This is a genomic window from Hymenobacter terrigena (genome assembly GCF_054776515.1).
Window position 1 is genome coordinate 1,492,262 of sequence record NZ_BAAHBU010000001.1, and the last position, 19,598, is coordinate 1,511,859.

At 63.5% G+C, this 19,598-nt stretch carries 12 protein-coding genes; 4 read left to right on the plus strand and 8 right to left on the minus strand.

Annotated elements, in window-relative coordinates:
• The first annotated feature begins 1 nt into the window (after window position 1).
• A complete protein-coding gene (locus tag ACYU7Q_RS06105; RefSeq protein WP_460608540.1) occupies window positions 2–1,813 on the plus strand; it encodes a hypothetical protein in 1,812 nt (603 codons plus the stop codon).
• 150 nt (window positions 1,814–1,963) lie between these two features.
• Here ACYU7Q_RS06105 and pelA read toward each other — a convergent pair whose 3' ends face one another.
• The 6 genes from pelA to murI form a co-directional block, all read right to left on the minus strand.
• Complete coding sequence (gene pelA, locus ACYU7Q_RS06110; RefSeq protein WP_460608541.1) at window positions 1,964–4,021, minus strand: pectate lyase; 2,058 nt, start codon at window positions 4,019–4,021, stop codon at window positions 1,964–1,966.
• A gap of 32 nt (window positions 4,022–4,053) precedes the next feature.
• Window positions 4,054–4,404 (minus strand): cupin domain-containing protein, encoded by a 351-nt coding sequence (locus tag ACYU7Q_RS06115; RefSeq protein WP_460608542.1) that lies wholly within the window; start codon window positions 4,402–4,404, stop codon window positions 4,054–4,056.
• A gap of 189 nt (window positions 4,405–4,593) precedes the next feature.
• On the minus strand, window positions 4,594–6,381 hold the full coding sequence (locus tag ACYU7Q_RS06120) for a RagB/SusD family nutrient uptake outer membrane protein (RefSeq protein WP_460608543.1): 1,788 nt from the start codon (window positions 6,379–6,381) through the stop codon (window positions 4,594–4,596).
• Window positions 6,382–6,411: 30 nt separating this feature from the next.
• Window positions 6,412–9,699 (minus strand): SusC/RagA family TonB-linked outer membrane protein, encoded by a 3,288-nt coding sequence (locus ACYU7Q_RS06125; protein ID WP_460608544.1) that lies wholly within the window; start codon window positions 9,697–9,699, stop codon window positions 6,412–6,414.
• 325 nt (window positions 9,700–10,024) lie between these two features.
• Complete coding sequence (locus ACYU7Q_RS06130; RefSeq protein ID WP_460608545.1) at window positions 10,025–12,832, minus strand: beta strand repeat-containing protein; 2,808 nt, start codon at window positions 12,830–12,832, stop codon at window positions 10,025–10,027.
• 195 nt (window positions 12,833–13,027) lie between these two features.
• Window positions 13,028–13,876 (minus strand): glutamate racemase, encoded by an 849-nt coding sequence (gene murI / locus ACYU7Q_RS06135; protein ID WP_460608546.1) that lies wholly within the window; start codon window positions 13,874–13,876, stop codon window positions 13,028–13,030.
• Between the two features lie 144 nt (window positions 13,877–14,020).
• Here murI and ACYU7Q_RS06140 point away from each other — a divergent pair, with 144 nt between their 5' ends.
• The gene (locus ACYU7Q_RS06140) at window positions 14,021–14,248 is read left to right on the plus strand and encodes a hypothetical protein (RefSeq protein WP_460608547.1); all 228 of its coding nucleotides are present in this window, start codon (window positions 14,021–14,023) and stop codon (window positions 14,246–14,248) included.
• Here ACYU7Q_RS06140 and ACYU7Q_RS06145 read toward each other — a convergent pair.
• A complete protein-coding gene (locus ACYU7Q_RS06145) occupies window positions 14,245–14,940 on the minus strand; it encodes an arylesterase (protein WP_460608548.1) in 696 nt (231 codons plus the stop codon). The two genes, ACYU7Q_RS06140 and ACYU7Q_RS06145, sit on opposite strands and share 4 nt — an antisense overlap.
• Window positions 14,941–15,155: 215 nt before the next feature.
• Here ACYU7Q_RS06145 and ACYU7Q_RS06150 point away from each other — a divergent pair, with 215 nt between their 5' ends.
• Complete coding sequence (locus tag ACYU7Q_RS06150; protein ID WP_460608549.1) at window positions 15,156–15,833, plus strand: ABC transporter ATP-binding protein; 678 nt, start codon at window positions 15,156–15,158, stop codon at window positions 15,831–15,833.
• Here ACYU7Q_RS06150 and ACYU7Q_RS06155 read toward each other — a convergent pair.
• On the minus strand, window positions 15,823–16,632 hold the full coding sequence (locus tag ACYU7Q_RS06155; protein ID WP_460608550.1) for an OmpA family protein: 810 nt from the start codon (window positions 16,630–16,632) through the stop codon (window positions 15,823–15,825). The genes ACYU7Q_RS06150 and ACYU7Q_RS06155 overlap by 11 nt on opposite strands.
• 309 nt (window positions 16,633–16,941) lie before the next feature.
• Between ACYU7Q_RS06155 and ACYU7Q_RS06160 the strand changes: the two genes are divergently transcribed.
• On the plus strand, window positions 16,942–19,500 hold the full coding sequence (locus ACYU7Q_RS06160) for an ABC transporter permease (protein ID WP_460608551.1): 2,559 nt from the start codon (window positions 16,942–16,944) through the stop codon (window positions 19,498–19,500).
• The last annotated feature ends 98 nt before the right edge of the window (window positions 19,501–19,598 follow it).

A 19,598-nucleotide genomic window follows, 5' to 3' on the forward strand; every position in this document is an offset into this window, starting at 1 on the left:
GTTGTCCTTCTTAGCCCCGAATCCGGTTTTTTACTACGGCCTGCTGGCGTTTTGCCTGCTGCTGGGCGCGGGGCTGCTGGTACTGGCCTGGCGGCGGCCTCGCCGGCGGCAGCTAGCGGCCCGGCTGCTGGCCAGCGCGGCGGCCGTGGCGGCGCTGTGGTTCACGGCTTTTCCGCCCTTGCGCCATCTGCCCGCCGCCCGCGCCGAGGCCATTCTCCTCACCCCCGGCTATTCGCCCGATACGCTCCGGCAACTGCGCCAGCGGCTGGGCGCGGGCACGGCGGTGTGGGCTTACGGCGATGTGGAAAAAGCCGCAAAATCGCGTCCGCTGGCCAGTTTGCTGACCCTGGCGGAGCTGCGGCCGGCGCTACGGCGTCTGCACATTTTAGGCCAGGGCCTGCCGGCGGCCGACCTGCCACTGCTGGGCGCGCTGGCCGTTCAGCAGCATTTAGGGGCACCATTCACGGGCTTTAGCACCGCTTTTTGGCCGGCAAAATTGTCGCTGGGCGAGACGCTACGACTGGAAGGCACGGTGGCGCCGCCGGGCCAGGCAGCGGCCGCGTGGGTGGTGCTGCGAGCCGCTGGCACCGGGCGCGATTCGGTAAAACTGCCCTCCGGTGGCGGGCCGTTTCACTTGCGCTATCAGCCCAAAACGGCCGGACTGGCTACCTACAAGCTACTGTTGCGCCGCCCTAGCCTGTCGCCACTGACGGAGCCAGTGCCCGTCGAAATCACCACGCCCGCGCTGCCGACGGTGCTGCTGCTCACGGCCGCACCTTCCTTCGAGTTCAAGTTTCTGAAAAACTACCTGGCCGAAGCGCACTACCCCGTGGCCCTGCGCACGAGCGTGAGCCGGGGCCTTGTCCAGACCGATTTCGTGAATCAGCCGGCCCAGCCACTCGACCGCCTCACACCCGCGCTACTCGCTCATTATTCGGTAGTGGTTGCCGATGCGGCCACGCTAGCCGCCCTTACGGCTTCCGAAACACAGGCCATGCAAGCGGCCCTACGCGCCGGCCGGCTCGGCCTCATCACCCTGGCCGAAGCCGCGCCGCTACCCCGCACTGCACCCGCCCGCGCCGATTTCACGGTGCAGCTCCGGCCGGCAAATGCCCCCCCGCAGCCCCTCGCCTGGCCCGATGCGCCCGGCGAAGCCCGCGCCGCGCTGCCCGCCCAGCTCCAACCCAATCCGCCGGCGTTGCGCGCGCTCATCAGCGGGCCGCACCAATTGTTGCTGGCGGCCAGCCGGCGCGTGGGGCTGGGCTTCGCGGTGGTGTCGGTGGTGCCCGAAACGTTTCGCTGGGGCCTCCAGGGGCACGCGGCCGTATATGCATCCTTCTGGAACCGGCTGCTGACGGCGGCCGTGCCGTCCGCGCCGGCCGAAGCCCGCTGGCACGCGGGCAGCCGCTGGCCCCGGCCGCCGCAACCGCTCACGCTGCACCTGGAAGCGGCTTTTCCTGCTACTCCGCCTACCGTGGCCACGCTGGCCGGCGGCCCCGCCGTGCGCCTGGCCCTGCGCCAGGATACCCGCCTGCCCGAGTGGAGCACGGCCCAGTTCTGGCCCGGCGCGGCGGGCTGGCACCAGGTGCGCGGGCCGGGCCGCATCCGCCACCATTTTTATGTGTACCCGCCCACGGCCTGGTTGGGGCCGGAGCTACAGGAGCGCCGGCAGGCCGCCGCGCAACTACGTACCGGCTCCCCAACCGCAGCCGAAGCTGCGACCGATACAGTGGCGGAACCGTTGCCAGCGGGCTGGTTCTTCGGGCTGTTTCTGCTGGCGGCCGGGTACCTGTGGCTGGAGGAGAAGCTCTGAGCAATCGATAAAGCCTGCCGCAACTCAACGGAGTGGCCATTGCGGCCATCAGCTGCATCCCGGAATATCCCGGGGGCGTGGTTGCGGGCGCAATGGGCACCCGTAACATTTTTGATGGTCAGGACGATACCGTTTTGGCGGGGGTTCGGGCTACTTTCGGGCTTCGCCGGCCATGCGCTTTTGCCAGGCGGGGTAGTCTTGGGTTAGCAGCTCAGCGGGCCAGGTGCCGGCGTAGATGTAGCCGGCGCGACGCTCGTTTTCGATTTCGGTGAGCTGGTAATGCACCTGGCTGTCGCGGCCGACATAAATGGGCCGGTCGGTGCCCAGCTCGTAGAAGCGCGCCCAGAGCACCGCGCCGGGCGCGGACACAATGACGCGGTCGCGGCCCCGGGGCTCCTGCGGCGCGGCAATTTCTTTGAGGGCCAGGTTGGGCATCTTCACCTTTTCAAACCAACGCACGGCGCCTTCAATGGCCGCTTTTTCGGCAGCGGAAGGTTGTTCGATGTCCATCAGAAAGCGCACGATGCTCACCGACTCCTCGCCGCTGAGCGAGGGCAGTTCGAAGGCGCGGGCCTTGGCCGGCAGCAGGCTCACCTCGTCGTATTGGGCGCACCAGGCGGTGGGCTGGCCGTTGTGCACGTACTGCGTTTTGAGAATGCACTCGATGCCCCGGGCCACGGCGGCTTTCGAGAGCGCTACCAAATCAGGGTCGACGGTGGCGAAGGCGCCCTGCTGGCGGGCCACGTGGCGCAGCACGGTCAGGGCCCGAATCATGGCGTCGTCGTTGAAGGTAATTTCGTGGTGGTAGCCGCTCAGGTCGGGGTAAAACTGGGGGAAGCCGCCGTTGGGGTACTGCATTTTGAGCAGGTAGCGGATGCCGTTTTCGGCGGCTTTGCGGTAGGCCGGGTTGTTGGTTTTCTGGAAGGCGACCACAAGGTAATTGATTTCGCGGGTCGTGGCGTCGTTGTCGATGGTGGCGTCGTTCAGGTTCTTGCTGTCGAGCAGGCCGGCGCGGGCCCCGGCGCTGAGGCGGGCGGCATAGTTCACCTTCACCTCGCCCAGGGCCTTGGGCCAGCCGCCCACGGCGCGTTGGTAGAGCAGCATCTTCTCGGCGGTAGTGTCGACTTGCGCGGCGGCGACCGACGGCGTGGCGCGCACGGCCCCGGTCAGCGGGTTCCAGCGCCCGCCAAAGGTCCAAGCGGCGGTGAGGTCTTTGGGCCTGGGGGCGCCCTCGGCGGTGCTCAGGTTGTCCTTCATCCAGGCGTAGTCGCCGCCCTGGCGGTGGCAGCCGGCGTAGTACACGCGGCGGCCCCAGAGCTTGGCCCCCGGCCCCGATACGGCGTGGTAGATGTCGGCATCGGCCATGTTCGCCGCGAACTGGCAGTCGACCAGATAAAACTGCGCCTCGCGGTGGAAGCGGCCCAGCTTGAAGCCGTCATCGCCGCTGAAAGTGCAGTGGCGCAGCACCGTTTTCGAGTCGCGGTTGCCCGAGCCGTCGTGCCAGATGGCGGCCTCCTTGCTGTGGCAGATGAAGCGGCAGTTTTCGGCGTAGGCCCAGCCACGCGGGCAGTAGAAATCCACGCCGCCCTCCATGGTGCAGTCTTTGAAATAATATGCGCCTGCCTCCGTATCCCAGGGGCTCACCGTGTCGCCGCCCAGCGCCCGGAAGGTGCAGTGCCGCACAATGAGGCGGGTGGCGCCGGGCAGGGCGCGCAGGGCCATCTGGTGCCCGGTTTTGCTCACGGTTTTCTTGCCGGTTGGCGCGGTGGGGCAGTCGATGGTGACTTCGCCCGCAGCATCAAAACCGTAGCTGTTGATGACGGAGAGGTTTTCGAGGGTGATATCGGGGCTATTGCGCAGGTTGAGGGTGGCCACGCCCCAGTCGCCGGCGGTGGCGCCTGGGCCGCAGCTCCACATGTCGCGGGCCTGCGGGTAAGTCAGGATAACGCCGGATTCGCTCTGGCCTTTGAGAATCAGGTTGTTCTTACCGTCGATAAAGACCTTCTCGCGGTAGGTGCCGTTTTTGATGAAGATAGTACGGGGCCGCGCCGCCGTTTCGGGCACGCTGTTGATGGCCTCCTGAATGGTGCGGAAGCTGCCCGAGCCATCGGCGGCCACGGTGATGGTTTGGGCGCGGGCGGGCAGTAGGCACAGGCCCAGCAATAGCAGCATGGCCAGCCCCAGCAGGCGCAGAAAAGTCGTTTTCATCGAGAGGGAAATGAACAGCCGAATGGACTGAGTTAGCTCAGAAAATCGTCGCGGCGGGGCGTGAAGGCATCCACCAGCACGCCGGCTTCGGTACAGGTCACGCCGTGCCAAGCCAACGGTGGCACGTAGCAGCTGTCGCCGGGGCGCAGGGTGTGCGTTTCGGCTTCGATGGTGTACTCGAACACGCCGCTTTCCACGTAGCTGAGTTGGGCGTGCGGGTGCTGGTGGCGCGCCCCTACCCCACCGGTTTCGAACGCCACGCGGGTGAGCATGAGGTCGGGGCCGTGGGCCAGCACTTTGCGGCGTACGCCGGGGCCGGTGGTTTCCCAAGCAGCGGCAGCATCGGTCACGAAGGCAGGTTGGGCAGTGGGTTGGGTGGTCATGATATCAGGTAAAAAGACCAGGTCGGACCTTAAAAGTCCGACCTGGTTGGATTGCCGACAAGGCTGGCGGGCTTTTTAATTGCGCAATCGTTCCCGAGCGTAGGGTTCGGGGCTTGCCCCCGCCCGGCATTCGCACCGTTGCAACGATTCCGTTCAACGCCGGGCGGGGCAAGCCCCGCGCCCTACCCCTTAATACCCCTCGTTCTGCTTAAAGCCGGCGTTTTTGTTTGTATCCACGGTGCCTTGCGGGTATGGCAGCAGCTCCTTGCCCTTGCCGGGCGCGTATTCCGAGGCCACGTTGGCGATGGAAGCGGCCGTTACTGACGTGCGCCAGAGGACGGCGGTAGTGCCGGCGGGCGCGGTGGCCGGCGAAGGCTTGTAGAATGAGCGGGCCCACACCACCTGCCCGCCGGTTACGCGGTAGTACATGGTGGCCGGCACGAAGGCGTAAGGAGTCAGCCCGTTCATGAGCAGGGTGAGGTTCGCGCGAGCTTCCGTGATTTTGGTACCGAGCAGGTTCCAGCGCAGCAGGTCGTATTTGCGGATGCCTTCGCCGCCGAATTCGAGGAAACGCTCGTTGGCGATGGCGTTGAACATGGCAGCTTTATCGGCCGGCGCAGGAATCTGGCCTAGCGTGGTGCTGCCCCCGAACCCGCGCTGACGCACTTCGCGCAGGGCCGCCAGAGCAGCGGGCGTGGGTCCGTTGATTTCGTTTTCGGTTTCGGCAAACATCAGCAGCACATCGGCGAAGCGGATGATGGGCCAGTTGTAGCCCAGGTAGTTGCCCGCGCCGTTGAGGGTGGGCACGCGCCAGTCGCGCCGGAACTTACCATCGGTGAGGGCATTCAGCTGCACACCTTTCTGGTTGTTGGAGCCGTCGATGCTGTAGGTGGTCAGGGTGATGTCGCGCCGCACATCGGTTGAGTCGAAGGCGTAGAAATAGGTGGGCAGGGGCCGAATCTGGGCCTGAGTGCTTCCGTAGATGGGCGACGAGCTCAGCAGCGGGCCGTTGTAGTAGCCCAGCTTGCTATCGCCCGAAATGCTGGAGCCGCCCATGGCCACCTGGAAAATAATTTCGTTGGAAGTAGCCTCTGGCCGCAGTTCGTTGATGCTCTTGAACAGCTCACGGAAGCTCGGGTTGAGGGTGTGCTCGCTGCGCTTGTTCATCAAATCCAGGCACTCCTGCCGAGCAATGGCGTAGGAGGCCAGGTAGTCGGCAGGCCGCGTCATCTGGGTGCCGTGCAGCGAGTAGCCGCCCCGGAACAGGGCCAGCCGGGCACGCAGGGCCTTCACGGCACCTTTGGTGATGCGCTCGTTGGCTGCGCCGGCCTGCGACCGCCAGGGCACCAGCTTTTCGGCTTGCAGCAAGTCGGCAATGAGGCGGTCGTAGGTGGCGAGGCGGTCGGTGTTGGGCTGGGTGAGCTCGCCGCCGGCCAGGGCCGTGGTGTAGGTGGGCACCATGGGCGCGGGCACATCGCCCCAGTTCCGAATCAGCTCGAAATAATACTGGGCCCGCAGCGTCAGCGCTTCGCCATACAGACGGTGCAGGGCGGCCGTATCGGCCGAGGAGCCGGTGGTGTAGAGCGGCATCTTCGGGATGCTCTGGATGCAGATGTTGGCCCGCTCCACGCCTTGGTACAGGTTGTTGAAGGGGTTCGTTACCTCGGGGTTCGAGGGCTCGGCGGTGTAGCGCGAGATGCTGCGCGAGCGGCCATCAAAAGGACCGGGCGCACCCTGCATCTCGTCGGTGTCGTAGGGGTAATACATGCTCAGGCGGGTGCCGTAGCCGGTATCGCCCGAGAGCATGTCGTAGGCGCCAATCACGGCGCTGGTGGCGCTGCCTACGCTGCTGAAAGCCTGCTCGTTGGTATAAAGCGAGTCGGGCTTCACGTCGAGGTAGTCTTTGCAGGCCGGCAGGGCTGCAGCGGCCAGCACGGCGGCCACGGCCAGGGTGGAACGGAAAAATAGCGGTTTCATCGGAGGATGGGAATTTTCAGGTTGGAAGAATTACAGCGCCAGGTTCACGCCGAACAGCAGCAAGCGGCTGCGCGGGTAGCCGGCGTAGTCCACGCCCGGCGTGAGCGGCGAGGCGCGGCGGGTGTTGGCTTCGGGGTCGTAGCCGCTGTATTTGGTCCAGGTGTAGAGGTTGCTGCCGGTTACGTAGAAGCGCAGCTGCGTCATCTTCACCTTCGAAATCAGGGTTTTGGGCAGCGAATAGCCCAGCGTAATGTTGTTGAGGCGGATGAACGAGCCGTCCTCGATGGCCCAGCTGTGCACGAACAGCGTGCGGGTGGGCTGCCAGATTTTGGCGTTCTGGTTGAGGCTGCGCGAGGTTTCGAGGTCGGTAATCGGCACGCCGTTATTGTCGATGGTGCGGTACCGGTCGTTCATCATCGTGAGCAGGTTGCTGAACGGGTTCACAGCCGTGGTGAATTCCACCTTGTTGGCGTTGAACACCTGGTTGCCGTACACGAAATTGAAGAACACGCTGGCATCGAAGCCTTTGTAGGTGAACTGCTGGTTGATGCCGCCGGTCACTTTAGGGTTGGCGTTGCCGATGGCCGTACGGTCGTTGGCATCCACAATGTTGGTGGCGGCGCCGGGGGTGTCCACCACGTTTTTCAGCTTGATGATGCCGGGGGCCAGGGGCTGGCCCTGCACGGCCACGTCGTTTGCCACGCCGGGCTTCAGGGTCCAGGTGCGGGTGGCGGCGTTGTAGCCGGTGAAGTCGTCTACGGTGTAAAAGCCGTCGGTCTGGTAACCGTAGAAAATGCCCACCGGGTCGCCCACGCGGGCCAGGAAGTCGCTGGCAATGGTGGTGCTGGCCCAGCCCGAATACACGCCGGGAATGGCCGTAATCGGACCCAGCTCCTCGATGCGGCCCCGGTTCATGGAAGCGTTGCCGCTGGCCGACCAGGTGAAATCCGGCGTTTTGAGCACGGTGCCGGCCAGCTGGAATTCCAGGCCCCGGTTGGTGGTTGAGCCCACGTTCTGGAACTGGGTCTGGTAGCCCAGGGTGGGCGAAATCGGCACGTTCACGAGCAGGTCGTGGGTCGAGTTATAGTAGGCATCGACGGAAAACTGCACGCGGTTGTTGAACAGGGCCAGGTCCACGCCCACGTTGCGGGCGGTGGTGGTTTCCCACTTCAAAAACGGGTTGGGCAGGCCCGTGACCACCGTGCCCAGCGACACGGCGTGGTTGAGCGAGTACTGCCCCAGGCCGGTGCGGTAAAACTCGCTGTAGCCGAAGTCGTTGATGCGGTTGTTGCCAGCCAGGCCGTAGCTCAGGCGCAGCTTCAAATCCGAAATCGTGTTCGAGAGCGACTTCATGAAGTCCTCCTTCGACACGCGCCAGGCCAGCGAGGCGGCCGGGAAGTAGCCCACCCGCCGGCCGGCCGCAAACTTCGACGAGCCATCGGCCCGGAACGTTACCGTAGCGAGGTATTTGTCATCGAAAGAATAGTTCAACCGCCCAAAGCCCGACAGCAAATGCTGGAGCGTAGGGTTGTCGCTGGTGGGCGTGGGCTGCTGAAACGAAGACGACGGCAGCACGCCCTGGTTGATGTTGGCAATGGCCTGCTCGGCCGTGATGTCGAGCGGCAGGAAGTTGGTTTGCACCGTCAGAATGCGGCTGCTCTGCTGGTAGATTTCCTCGCCCACCAGCGCATCGAAGGAATGCTTGCCGATTTGGTGGGCGTAGCTCAGCACGTTGGATTGGTTGATGGACAGCGCCGAGCCGGTGGCGATGGACACGAACGGCTGCAGGTTGAAACCGCCACCGGGCTGCCGGATGGCCGGCGAATTGCGCCCCGAGAAGCTTTCCAGCGTCGAATTGCCGAAATCAAACCCCACCGTGGAGCGGAAGGCCAGGTCTTTGGTGAAGTTGTAGGTGGCGTTGGCGGCCAGGTTCAGGGTACGCTGCTTGTCGTGGCGGATGTCGCTGCCAATGGCCAGAATGGGATTCACCAGCGTGGTGTTGGTGGCGAAGGTTTCGTCGAGCGTGCTGGGGTCGAAGCCGCCGGGCAGGTTGATGGCCAGCGGGATGTATTCGATGGCGTTGCGCAGGCGCGTCGTAGTGGTCGAGAGCTGCGACGAGGTACCCAGGCCTTCTACCTTCTGGTCGTTGAAGCGCACGTTCACGCCGAAGCGGAACTTATCGGTGGCTTTGTTGTCGAAGCGGAAGTTCACCAGGTTGCGGATAAAGCCCGAGCCCAGCTGGATGCCGTCCTCGTTGTTGCGGGTCACGCTCAGGGCGTAGGTCGAGTTGGCCCCACCGCCCGAGAGCGAGATGTTGTGCGTTTGCTGGAACGCATCGCGCCCAAACACCTGGTCCTGCCAGTCGAGGAAGGGCGAGTTGCGAATCTGGTTCAGCGTGTCGCTGTTGTAATTTTTCGATTTGAAGAACGACTTGAAGGTATTCAGGCCGCCAAACGTGGTGGTATTGCCGGCGGCCCTGTCGATGCTCAGGGCGCGCTCGTACTGGTAGTTCACAAAGTCGGCGGGCTGCATCACGTCCAGCTTGCGCGAGAGCTGGCGCACGCCCGCGAAGCCGTTGTACGACACCACCAGCTTGCCTTCCTTGCCGCCCTTGGTGGTGATGATGACCACTCCGTTGGCCCCGCGCGCGCCATAAATGGCGGTGGCGGCGGCGTCCTTCAGCACGTCAACCGACTGAATATCCTGGGGCGAAATCACGTTCAGAGCGTTTTCAACCTGCACGCCGTCCACCACGTACAGCGGCGAGTTGTCCTGCGTCACGGACCCGCCGCCGCGAATGCGGATGTTTACGCTTTGGTTGCCGGGCGTGCCTTCCGAACTCGTGACCTGCACGCCGGCCAGCCGGCCGCTAAGTGCCTCGGCGGCCGAGTTCACCGGCACGTCCTTAATCTGCTGCGCGCTGACAGATGACACCGAGCCGGTCACGTCGCGCCGCTGCACGGCCTGGTAGCCAATCACCACCACGTCGTCGAGCTGCTTGGTGTCCACGGTCAGCGTCACGTCCACCTGGCTTTGGCTGCCCACGGCCACTTCCTTATTGGCGTAGCCCACGAAGCTGAAGCTGAGCGTGACGGCGCCCGTGGCGGGCACGGTCACCTCATAGTTGCCGTCGGCCCCGGTCGAGGCCCCGTTGTTGGTGCCCTTCACCAGCACCGTCACGCCGGGCAGGCCCTCCTTGGAATCCGAAGCCCGCACCGTGCCGGTGATGCGACGCGTAGCCTGCGCCCAGGCCCGCGGGCTGTGGGCCAGGCAGCTGATTAATATCAGCCAGAACAGTAGGAAATAACGGTTTTTCATCGGAAAAAAGGTTTGGGTGAGAATTAGTAAAGCGAAGCAGAGCGAGGCTGACTGGGGTGAGGCAAACACAGCAAGATGAAGTATTTAAAAATATATATTTTATCTCTTATCAGCCGATTAAAAGTCTGATTTAATTCGCCATACGCCAAGCAAACGGGCTTTTTTAGTTGCGCAATCGTTCCCGGCAACGATGCCAACGGGCTTCTTTCCTATCCATATTTTCCATCCGCTTGCTGCTCTGGCGCAAAGGCACAAAAAAAAGCCCCCGCGTGGGCGGGGGCTTTTTCACCGATACTGACCGGTTTCGGTCAGCTCACACGAAGACTTAGTTCTTCTCGATGCGGCGCACGGCGGTTACGTCGCCTTGCTTCACTTCGAGCAGGTAGATGCCGCGGGCCAGCGTGGCCGGCAGCGCCAGCTGCTTATCAGCACCCAGCGTGGCCGGGGCCAGCACCACGCGGCCGGTGAGGTCGCGCAGGGCTACGGTAGCAGCACCAGCCGAAGGCAGGGCCACGGTGATGCGGTCGGTAGCCGGGTTCGGGAACACCGACAGGCCGGGCAGGGCCTGGCTGGCAGCCGTAGCCGTGCCGACGTAGTCGGTGATGGTCAGGTCGTCGAGGTTGATGCGGGGGTTCTGGCCCGTCGTGGCGTTGGTCGTGTTAAAGCGCAGCCGCACGTTGCCGGCCCGGTTTACCGTCAGGGTATAAGGGGTTAGCGTGTTGGTGAGGGCGGTCGGCGTACCGGCAATGGGCTGATAGTTAGCACCGCCGTCGGTGGATACTTCGGCCGTGAACGTGGGGCCCGTATCGGAACCGTACAAGCCCGCCGAAATGGTAACGATACCCGCGCCGTTGGGCTTGTCGAAGTTCATGGCAATGGAGCCGCCGCCGCGAATCCGGGCCGACTTCGTTTGGTTCACGCGGTCGTTGAACAAGTCTCCCAGCAGGGCCTGGGTAAAAGTCCAGGCACCGGAGCGCAACGCTACGGGCGCGGCATCGGTGTAGCTGGTGCGGACGCCCTGCTCAAAATCTTCGTAGGCGAGAGTCGTGGCGGCGGGTACTACCGCGAAGTCCAGCGTGTTAGAGGCCGTACCGCCGTTGGTTACCGTCACGGTAAATTGGCCGAGGGTAGCAATGGCGCTGGCGGGGATGTTGACCGTGATGCTAGTGGTGCTGGTAACCGTGGCCGCCGTGTAGTTCTGGCCGCGGAAGTTCACCTGCGTGGTAGCGGACAGGTTGGTGCCCCCTACGGTGAGCACGAAAGCAGGGCCGCCCACCACGGCACGGGCAGGGCTCAGGGTCGTGATGGTGGGCGTAGCGGCCGCCGTCACCGTGAAGCTGGTGGTGCTGGTGGCCGTGCCGCCGGGCGTGGTCACCACGATGGGGCCGGTAACGGCCGTAGCGGGCAGCACGAACGTGATGGTGGTAGCATTCACCACCGTGAAGCCGGTGACGGTGATGCCGCCTACCGTTACAATGGTAGCCCCCGTGAAGTTGGTGCCCGTGAGGGTTACCGTAGTGCCGGCCGCGCCCGTGGTGGGCGTGAAGCTGGTGATGGTAGGAGCCGAAGCCGTTACGGTGAAGGTGCCGGTGCTGGTAACCGTGCCGCCGGGCGTGGTCACGGCGATGGTGCCGGTGGTAGCGCTGGCGGGCACGGTGAAGGTGATGGTGGTGCCGCTCAGTACGGTGAAGCCGGTGATGGCCACGCCATTCAGGGTAACGGCGGTGGCGCCGGTCAGGTTAGTGCCGGTGATGGTGACGGTGGTGCCGGCCGCGCCGGTAGTGGGCGTGAAGCTGGTGATGGTGGGCGCGGGCGTAGCCACGGCGGTCACGGTGCCGGTCACGTTCACGTTCACGGAAGTAGCGCCGGTGCTGTTCAAGGCCACGTTGCCGGTGAAGGTGCCGGTGGCAGCACCGGTCAAGCGCACGTAAACAGGCGTGTTGGCGGCGGTGCCGCTGGTCTGGGGTACGGTTACGGTAGCGGCAAAGCCGGTGGTGGCGCTCAGCGAAACCTCGTAGCCGGCCGGGGCCGTTACCACGACGTCCGCCGTGAGCGACGTGCCGCCCACGGTGATGGTCTGCGTAGCCGAGGGCGTACCCACTACCGTGCTAAACGCGGTGAGGCTGGCCGGCGTGCCGGTGATGGTGGCCGTAGCGGCCGAGTTGCAGCCCGCGTTTAGGGGCGTGTCGGTGGCAGTGAGCACCACGGCCGCCGTGCCGCCGGCGGGGTTCACCGTATTGGCACCCGAAGGCCAGATGCCGTCGGCATCGCTGTTGCAGTTCAGCACGGCACCGCTCACGATGCTGCGCTCCTCCACGCGGCGCACGCCGCTGGCGAGCGTGTTGGGAATAACAGTGGTATAGGAGCCGTTGGTGGTGCTGTAGGTGTAGGCGTTGGCACCGGTCTGGGTGGTGCCGGTGGCTACGCCGATGCTTTCGACTACCGCGCCGCTGAGCGGCCGGCCGGTACCCGCCGTGTTATCGTAGGTAAATACTACGTTGTTGGGCGTGGCCGACGACGAGCCGGTGAGCAGGGTGCCGTTGTTGGCACCAGCGCCGGACAGGAAGCCGAGCAGGGTGATGCTTTGGTTAAGAGCCCGCCGGGCCACAATGGTACCCGGTACCGCATCAGTAGCCAGGGTAATGGTGGGGAACAGCACGGTACCCGGCGTCTGGAAGCGGGTGGCGTTGTTCGAATTCACGAAGAAAAACCAGCCCGTGTAGCTACCCGCCGCATCGGTGGTGAAGGTGGCATACGAGCCCGCCGTAGACAGGCTACCCGTGCTGGAGGTGGCATAGGTAGAAGTAGCCGGCGTGGTGCCCGGCGTGGCCGAAAGCACAACCCCCGCACCCGAAGCCGAGTTGCCGAATTCCGACTGCGTGGCCGCCTGCACATAGTAGCGGTACATGGTGCTGGCGGTCAAATTAGAAAGGGTGGCGCGGAAGGCCACCGCCAGACGCGGGCCCGGAAAAGTAGCCGTACCGCTGTTGTTGCCATTGCTCAGGTACTGAGGTACTACAACGCCCGTAAAATCGGCTTGGGTAAGCGCTTGTGCCTGTACTGCCAGCGTGGGTCCCGTTAGGCCCAGCACCGCCAGACAGGAAAGCAGGCGCGTTGTGAAGAAATGCTTCATAGAGAAGAAATAAAGTGAAAAAGGAAGATAAAAAAAGTGAGTAACGTAAGTACAGCAACCGCGCTCATACGCCTCAAAGATAGAGCGGCGCGGCGCGGTTGGAAAGTTACGGAATTATCTCCTCCCCAAAACCGGGCGGTCGGAGCCGCCGGATGTGAGCATGAGCCTTGACGTTGCGTTTGGGACGAGGCCTTTTTACTCCCAGAGCGGATAATGCTCCAGATGCACTTCCTGCTCGAAGAAGATGCGCGTGCTTTCTTCGAAAGAGCGGGTGAAATCGGACACGTAGAAGTGGTGCGCGGGCGGCGCGGCCGACGCAGGAGCCAGCAGGCCGTGGGCCGCCAAATAACTTTCGGCCGCCGCCGCCACCACGTCCGAGGCATCCAGCACGTCGACGCGGCCGGCGTAGAAGCGCGCAATCTGCTCCTTTATCAGCGGGTAATGCGTGCAGGCCAGCACCAAGGCATCGATGTCGGCCAGGGCCGGATTGCCCAAGTAAGTGCCGATGATGTCATCCGAAATCGAGTTCCTGAAGAAGCCTTCCTCAATCATGGGCACCAGCAGCGGGGTAGCCAATGACTGCAGGTCCACGCCCGCGTCGAGGTCGTCGACCTTCTTCTTATACACATTGGAGTTCACCGTCTGCTTCGTGCCGATGAGGCCCACGCGGCGGCCGGCGTAGGCCCGGCCCAGGTGCGCCACAATGGGGTCAATCACGCTCAGCACCTGGGCTTTGCTGCCCACGTACTCGCGCACCAGCTCGTAGGCCGCCGCCGAAGCCGAGTTGCAGGCAATCACAATCAGCTTGCAGTGCTGGCGCAGCAGCAAATCGCAGATTTTGATAGAATAGGCCTGGATGGCGGCCGTGCTTTTGTCGCCATAGGGCAGGTGGGCGGTATCGCCGAAGTACACGATGCGCTCGTGGGGCAGGCGCTGGGCCACGGCCCGCGCCACCGTGAGGCCGCCAATGCCGGAGTCGAACATGCCAATGGGCCGGGCGGCCAAAGCCGCCGAAACGGCCGGCGCGGGAGCAACAGTAGTCATGCGGCAAAGGTAGCCGGGTTGGCAGTGAACGGTTTTCAGTGAATAGCTAGCAGTGCTGTTCTTAACTGAAAACTCTTCACTACTAATTCCTAACTAAAAACTGGCTGCTATATTTCCGCCAATTTTCAGCTCAATTCTTTTTCTATGAGCACCATTCTGGCCGAAATTGACCACGCCCTGGCCGTGCACGACGCCCGTCTGGGCCGCCCGGTCGCTATTTACCTGGGCGAGCGCAAGCTCACCCAGCTTACCCTCGATGCCGCCCGCGCCGCCCTCCCCGACCTCAGCACCGACGCCGGCCGGCCCCTCGCCTACCGCCACCTCGAACTGCTGCGCGACGAAGTGAACCTCGACGGGCTGCGGGTAATTTAGCTTTTCGTCACCAGCAGCGGCTGGAGCACCGCCCACACGGTGCGAGCCACAATGCGGTGCCCGGCCGGCGTGGGATGAATGCCGTCGGCTTGGTTTAGGGCGCGGTCGCCGCCCACGCCTGCTAGCAGGAAGGGTATCAATACCAGGTGATTTTTGGTGGCTATTTCCTGGTACAGGGCCTTGAAATCCTGGGCATACGCCTGGCCCATGTTGGGCGGAATCTGCATGCCGGCCAGCACGATTTGCGCTCCGGGGCTGCGCCGCCGCACCGTGTCGATGATGCCCTGCAGGTTTTCGCGGGTGGCCGAGAGCGGCAGGCCACGCAGGCCGTCGTTACCGCCCAGCTCCAGTACGAACACATCCACGGGCTGCTTCAGAATCCAGCCCACGCGGCTGCGGCCGCCGGCGGTGGTTTCGCCACTCAGGCCGGCGTTTATTACTTCATAAGGCAGGCCGAGGGAGTCAATTTTCTGGCCAATGAGGCCGGCGAAGGCTTGCTCGGGCTCTACGCCGTAGCCGGCCGTGAGGCTGTTGCCGAAAAACAACAGGCGTTTTTTGGTAGCAGGCGTAGCTGCCGGCGTAGCAGCGGCGGGCGCGGCTGAAGCCGCCGGTTTTTCGGCCGTGGGACCGGAATTGCAGGCTGTGAGGGCCAGCCCGAGCAGGGCGGCCAGGGGCAGGTGAAGGAATTTCATAAGCAGCGTTTTGGGCACGAAACCGTAAAGCTGGAAAATATACCGGAGGTTTCAACGTCTAGTCTAGGGTAACGAACGAGCGGCGGCGCGGTTGTGGGATGGGTTTTGGAACGACTGAAAGAAACGAACGGTCATGCCGAGCACAGCGCAGCATGACCGCCTTTTTGTTGCTACTACTCATACCCTCCTACCCCCACGCCCTCCTACCCTGAAAAATGTCCATCCTCCGCGTCGATAACCTCACCAAAACATATCCCAGCGCCGGCCAGCCGCTCACGGTGCTGCACGCCGTCAGCTTCGACCTGCAGGCCGGCGACACCTTTGCCATCGTCGGCCCTTCGGGCTCAGGCAAAACCACGCTGCTTGGCCTCTGCGCCGGCCTCGACCGCGCTACCTCGGGCAGCGTGTGGGTCAACGGCATTCGGCTCGATAACCTGAGCGAGGACCAGCGCGCCGCCGTGCGCAACGAACACGTCGGCTTCATCTTCCAGAACTTCCAGCTCCTGCCCACCCTCACGGCCCTCGAAAACGTGCTGGTGCCGCTGGAGCTGCGCGGCCAGCGCGGCGCCACCCGCACCGCCCTCGACCTGCTTGACCGCGTGGGCCTGGCCGCCCGCGCCAATCACTACCCGGCCCAGCTCTCGGGTGGCGAGCAGCAGCGCGTGAGCCTGGCCCGTGCCTTCGCCAACCGCCCGGCGGTGCTCTTCGCCGATGAGCCCACCGGCAACCTCGACCCCGACACCAGCGAGCGGGTGGTGAACCTGCTGTTTGAGTTGAACCGCGAAGCCGGCACCACGCTGGTGCTGGTGACGCACGATTTGGAGCTGGCCGCCAAGACGCAACGCACGCTGCGGCTGCGCGGCGGCAAGGTGGTGGCGGAAACTATGGCCTAGTGATTTGAGCTTTGGGGGCTGGACGCGGCGTTACTACGGTTCGGGGCCGCGAAATCGGTTTGCGAGCTGTACTCGTTTTGGCTCGCCCAACAACTGCTTTATAAGGAATGGCATGGTATTGAAACCTCCACGCTACATCATGCACAGATACAGGTCGGACCTCAACCCGTCGGTTCAACTGCCGGTTTTCCGGCGAGGTGTTCGGGGCCGCCGGATGCCGTTCGCCGTAGCTGATTACAAACAATTTGCTGCTGTCAACTCCCTTTTTTCGCAGGTACGCACAAGCGCTTTTTGCCCGCTCCATTGCCAACCAGCTTAGATATTGCGACTTTCTCGACTGGTTACGAGGCGCTTCCCCCCACTCGGCATGGCCCTCTACTACCAAGACGATACTGTCGCTGACTGCTGCGGGATATTGTTTTATAATGGAATTTAACCTGTCCATTGATTCGGGCCGCAATACCGAGCGATTGGTATCAAACCAAAACGTAGGAAGAAAGTAGTCGACGCAGCATCCATCACTGTATTTGACGTAAAAATTCTTCACAATACTGCTGGTGTCAGAGCGCACATTTACAATCTCAAAATCTTGATTTCCAATAGTTACTCCATCCTTATTTAGTATAACCCGATATGTATAGCCGGCGAGCATTTTTACCCGGTAATTTCCGTCAAGAAAGGAAATTACCGGGTGAATTTGTGCAGCCGAATCTGACATTTTATTACTAAACAGCAGTTCGCAGCCCGGAACAACTGTTGTGCTGTCTTGGCCATAAACTTTCCCATACATGGTTACCATTCTGGGCGATTCAGGAACGGCAACGGGTGGTGCTGGTGGCGCAGTACCAGAAATTACTATCCGAGGTGAATGGCAAGCAGCTAAACATAGCATACCGAAACATAGGGCAAATTGCATTAGCCGTAACAATCGACGCATGAGCGAAATGAGGTGCATCCTAATCACAATATATTTCCGTAGCGTGTTAGCTCCTGGTTTTCATTTTGAAACCGAAGGTGATGCGAGTTACAAAGTAGTTTTCTAAAGTTAATTACCGCCTCCCCCGTCTGCCGCATTGCATTCTGCTTCCAGTATTCTTATTTTCTTATTGTGCCGGTCTCCCTCCCAACATCCTCCCCTTCAACTACCGGCTGGCTTTTCCGCATGGCGTGGCGCGACAGCCGCCGCAGCCGGGCGCGGCTGCTGCTGTTTATGGCCAGCATTATTCTGGGCATCGCGGCGCTGGTGGGCATCAATTCCTTCGGCGACAACCTGGCCCGCAGCATTGCCGGGCAGGCGCGGGAGCTGCTTGGGGCCGACCTCGTGCTGAGCGCCAACCAGCCCTTCGATGCCAAGCTGGAGCCGACCCTGGCAAGCCTCGGCACGGCCCGCACTCGGGAAATTTCCTTTGCTTCGCTGGTGCAGTTCCGGCCGGGCCGGGGCACCCGGCTGGCCCAGGTGCGGGCGCGCGACGGCGGCTTTTTCTACGGCGACTGGGACACCGAACCCAAAGCCGCCGCCCAGCGCTTTGCCAATACCACGGCCGCCCCCGGCGCGCTGGTCGATGACGCGCTGCTGGTGCAGTTCGGGGCCAAAGTCGGTGACTCGGTGCAGGTGGGGCAAGTGGTGCTGCCCATCATTGGGCGGGTTTTGAAAACGCCGGGGCAGTCGGGCATCAGCACGGCGGTGGCGCCCACGGTGTTTCTGCCGTTGAAAGAGGTGGCCGCCACCGGGCTGGTGCAGCGCGGCAGCCGGGTGAAGTACACGCGCAGCTACCAGTTTGCGCCGGGCACCGACGTGGCCGCCGTGCTCAAGCCCCTGCAAGCCCGCCTCGATGCGGCCGATATCGACACCGATACCGTGGCCAGCCGCCAGCAAAGCACCGGCCGGGCCTTCGCCGACCTCACCCGCTACCTCAGCCTGGTGGCTTTTGTGGCGCTGCTGCTGGGCTGCGTGGGCGTGGCCAGCGCCGTAAACCTCTACGTGCGCGAAAAACTGGCCGCTGTGGCGGTGCTACGGTGCCTGGGGGCCAGCGGCCGGCAGGCGCTGCTGATTTACCTGATTCAAACGGCCGGCCTCGGCTTTATCGGCGCGGTGCTGGGCGCGGGCCTGGGCGCGGCCGTGCAGGGGCTGCTGCCCCGGGTGCTGGGCGATTTCCTGCCGGTGGACATTAGCGTGAGCGTGTCGTGGCCCTCCATTGCCATGGGCCTGCTCACGGGGCTACTGATGGCCGTACTCTTCGCGTTGCTGCCACTGCTGAGCATCCGGCGGGTGTCGCCGCTGCGGGTGCTGCGCACAGCGTTTGAAGACGATACCACTGCGCCCGACCCGGTGCGGGCCGTGGTGATTGGCGTTATCGGCCTGTTCATTCTCGCCTTCGCCTACGGCCAAACCCGCGACTGGAAGCTCACGCTGGGCTTCGGGGCGGGGCTGCTGGCGGCGTTTGCGGCGCTGGCCGGCTTGGGCCGCCTGCTGATGGGGGCCGTGCGGCGCTTTTTCCCCGCCGGCTGGGGCTACGTGTGGCGGCAGGGCCTGGCGAATTTATATCGTCCCCAAAACCAGACGCTCACGCTGGTCACGTCCATTGGCCTCGGCACGTTCTTATTGGCCACGCTTTTCCTCACCCAGGCCATGCTGCTGGGCCGCGTGCAGGTTGGCGGCCAGAAATCGGCCGCCAACCTCGTGCTGTTCGACATTCAGCCCGAGCAGCGCGCCGGCGTCGAGGCCCTGCTGACGTCCCGGAAGCTGCCCGTGCTCCAGCGCGTACCCATCGTGACCATGCGCCTCACGGCCATCAATGGCACGTCCGTTTCCGTCATCAAAAAGGATACGGCGCGGGGCATCCCTGCCTGGGCCCTCACCCGTGAATACCGCGTCACCTACCGCGACTCGCTCAACTCGTCCGAAAAGCTCACCGCCGGCACCCCGCCTACCATCGGCCCCGATAAAATTCCGCACATCTCGGTAGAAAAAGGCTATCTGGAGCGCGTCAAGCTGAACCTCGGCGATACGCTGGATTTCAACGTGCAGGGACTGCCGCAGCGCACCATCATCGGCGGCACGCGGGAGATAGACCGCAGCCGCGTACAGCCCAGCTTCCTGGTCATCTTCCCGGCCGGGGTGCTGGAGGGCGCGCCGCAGTTCCAGGTGGTGCTCACGCACACGCCCAGCACGGCCGCGCTGGCGGCGATGGAGCAGCAACTTGTAAAGCAGTTTCCCAACGTGTCGGCCATCGACCTGGGCCTGATTCTGACCACGCTCAACGACATTATCGATAAAATCTCCTTCGTGATTCGTTTCATGGCCGGGTTCAGCATCCTCACCGGCTTGCTGGTGCTCAGCAGTTCGGTGGTCATCAGTCGCTACCAACGGGTGCGCGAAAGCGTGTTGCTGCGCACGCTGGGCGCCAGCCGGGCGCAGATTCTGCGCATCACCCTGGTCGAGTACGGCCTGCTGGGACTGCTGGCGGCGCTGGCTGGCATCGGGCTGGCGGTGCTGGCGGCCTGGGCGCTGGCTGTGTGGGTGTTCGAGGCCAGCTTCGGGCCGGCGCTGCTGCCGCTGCTGGGGCTGGCGGCGCTGGTCACGGTCCTTACGGCCGCCATTGGCTTGTTCAACAGCCGCGACGTGCTGCGCCGCTCGCCGCTGGAGGTGCTGCGGGCCGAGGGCTAATGTTCGTCCAGGCCCCACCCGCGATGCCATCCATCAAATTAAAAGCAGAGAAGCCCCCTGATAATATCAGGGGGCTTCTCGTATTCTCCTACTAATTC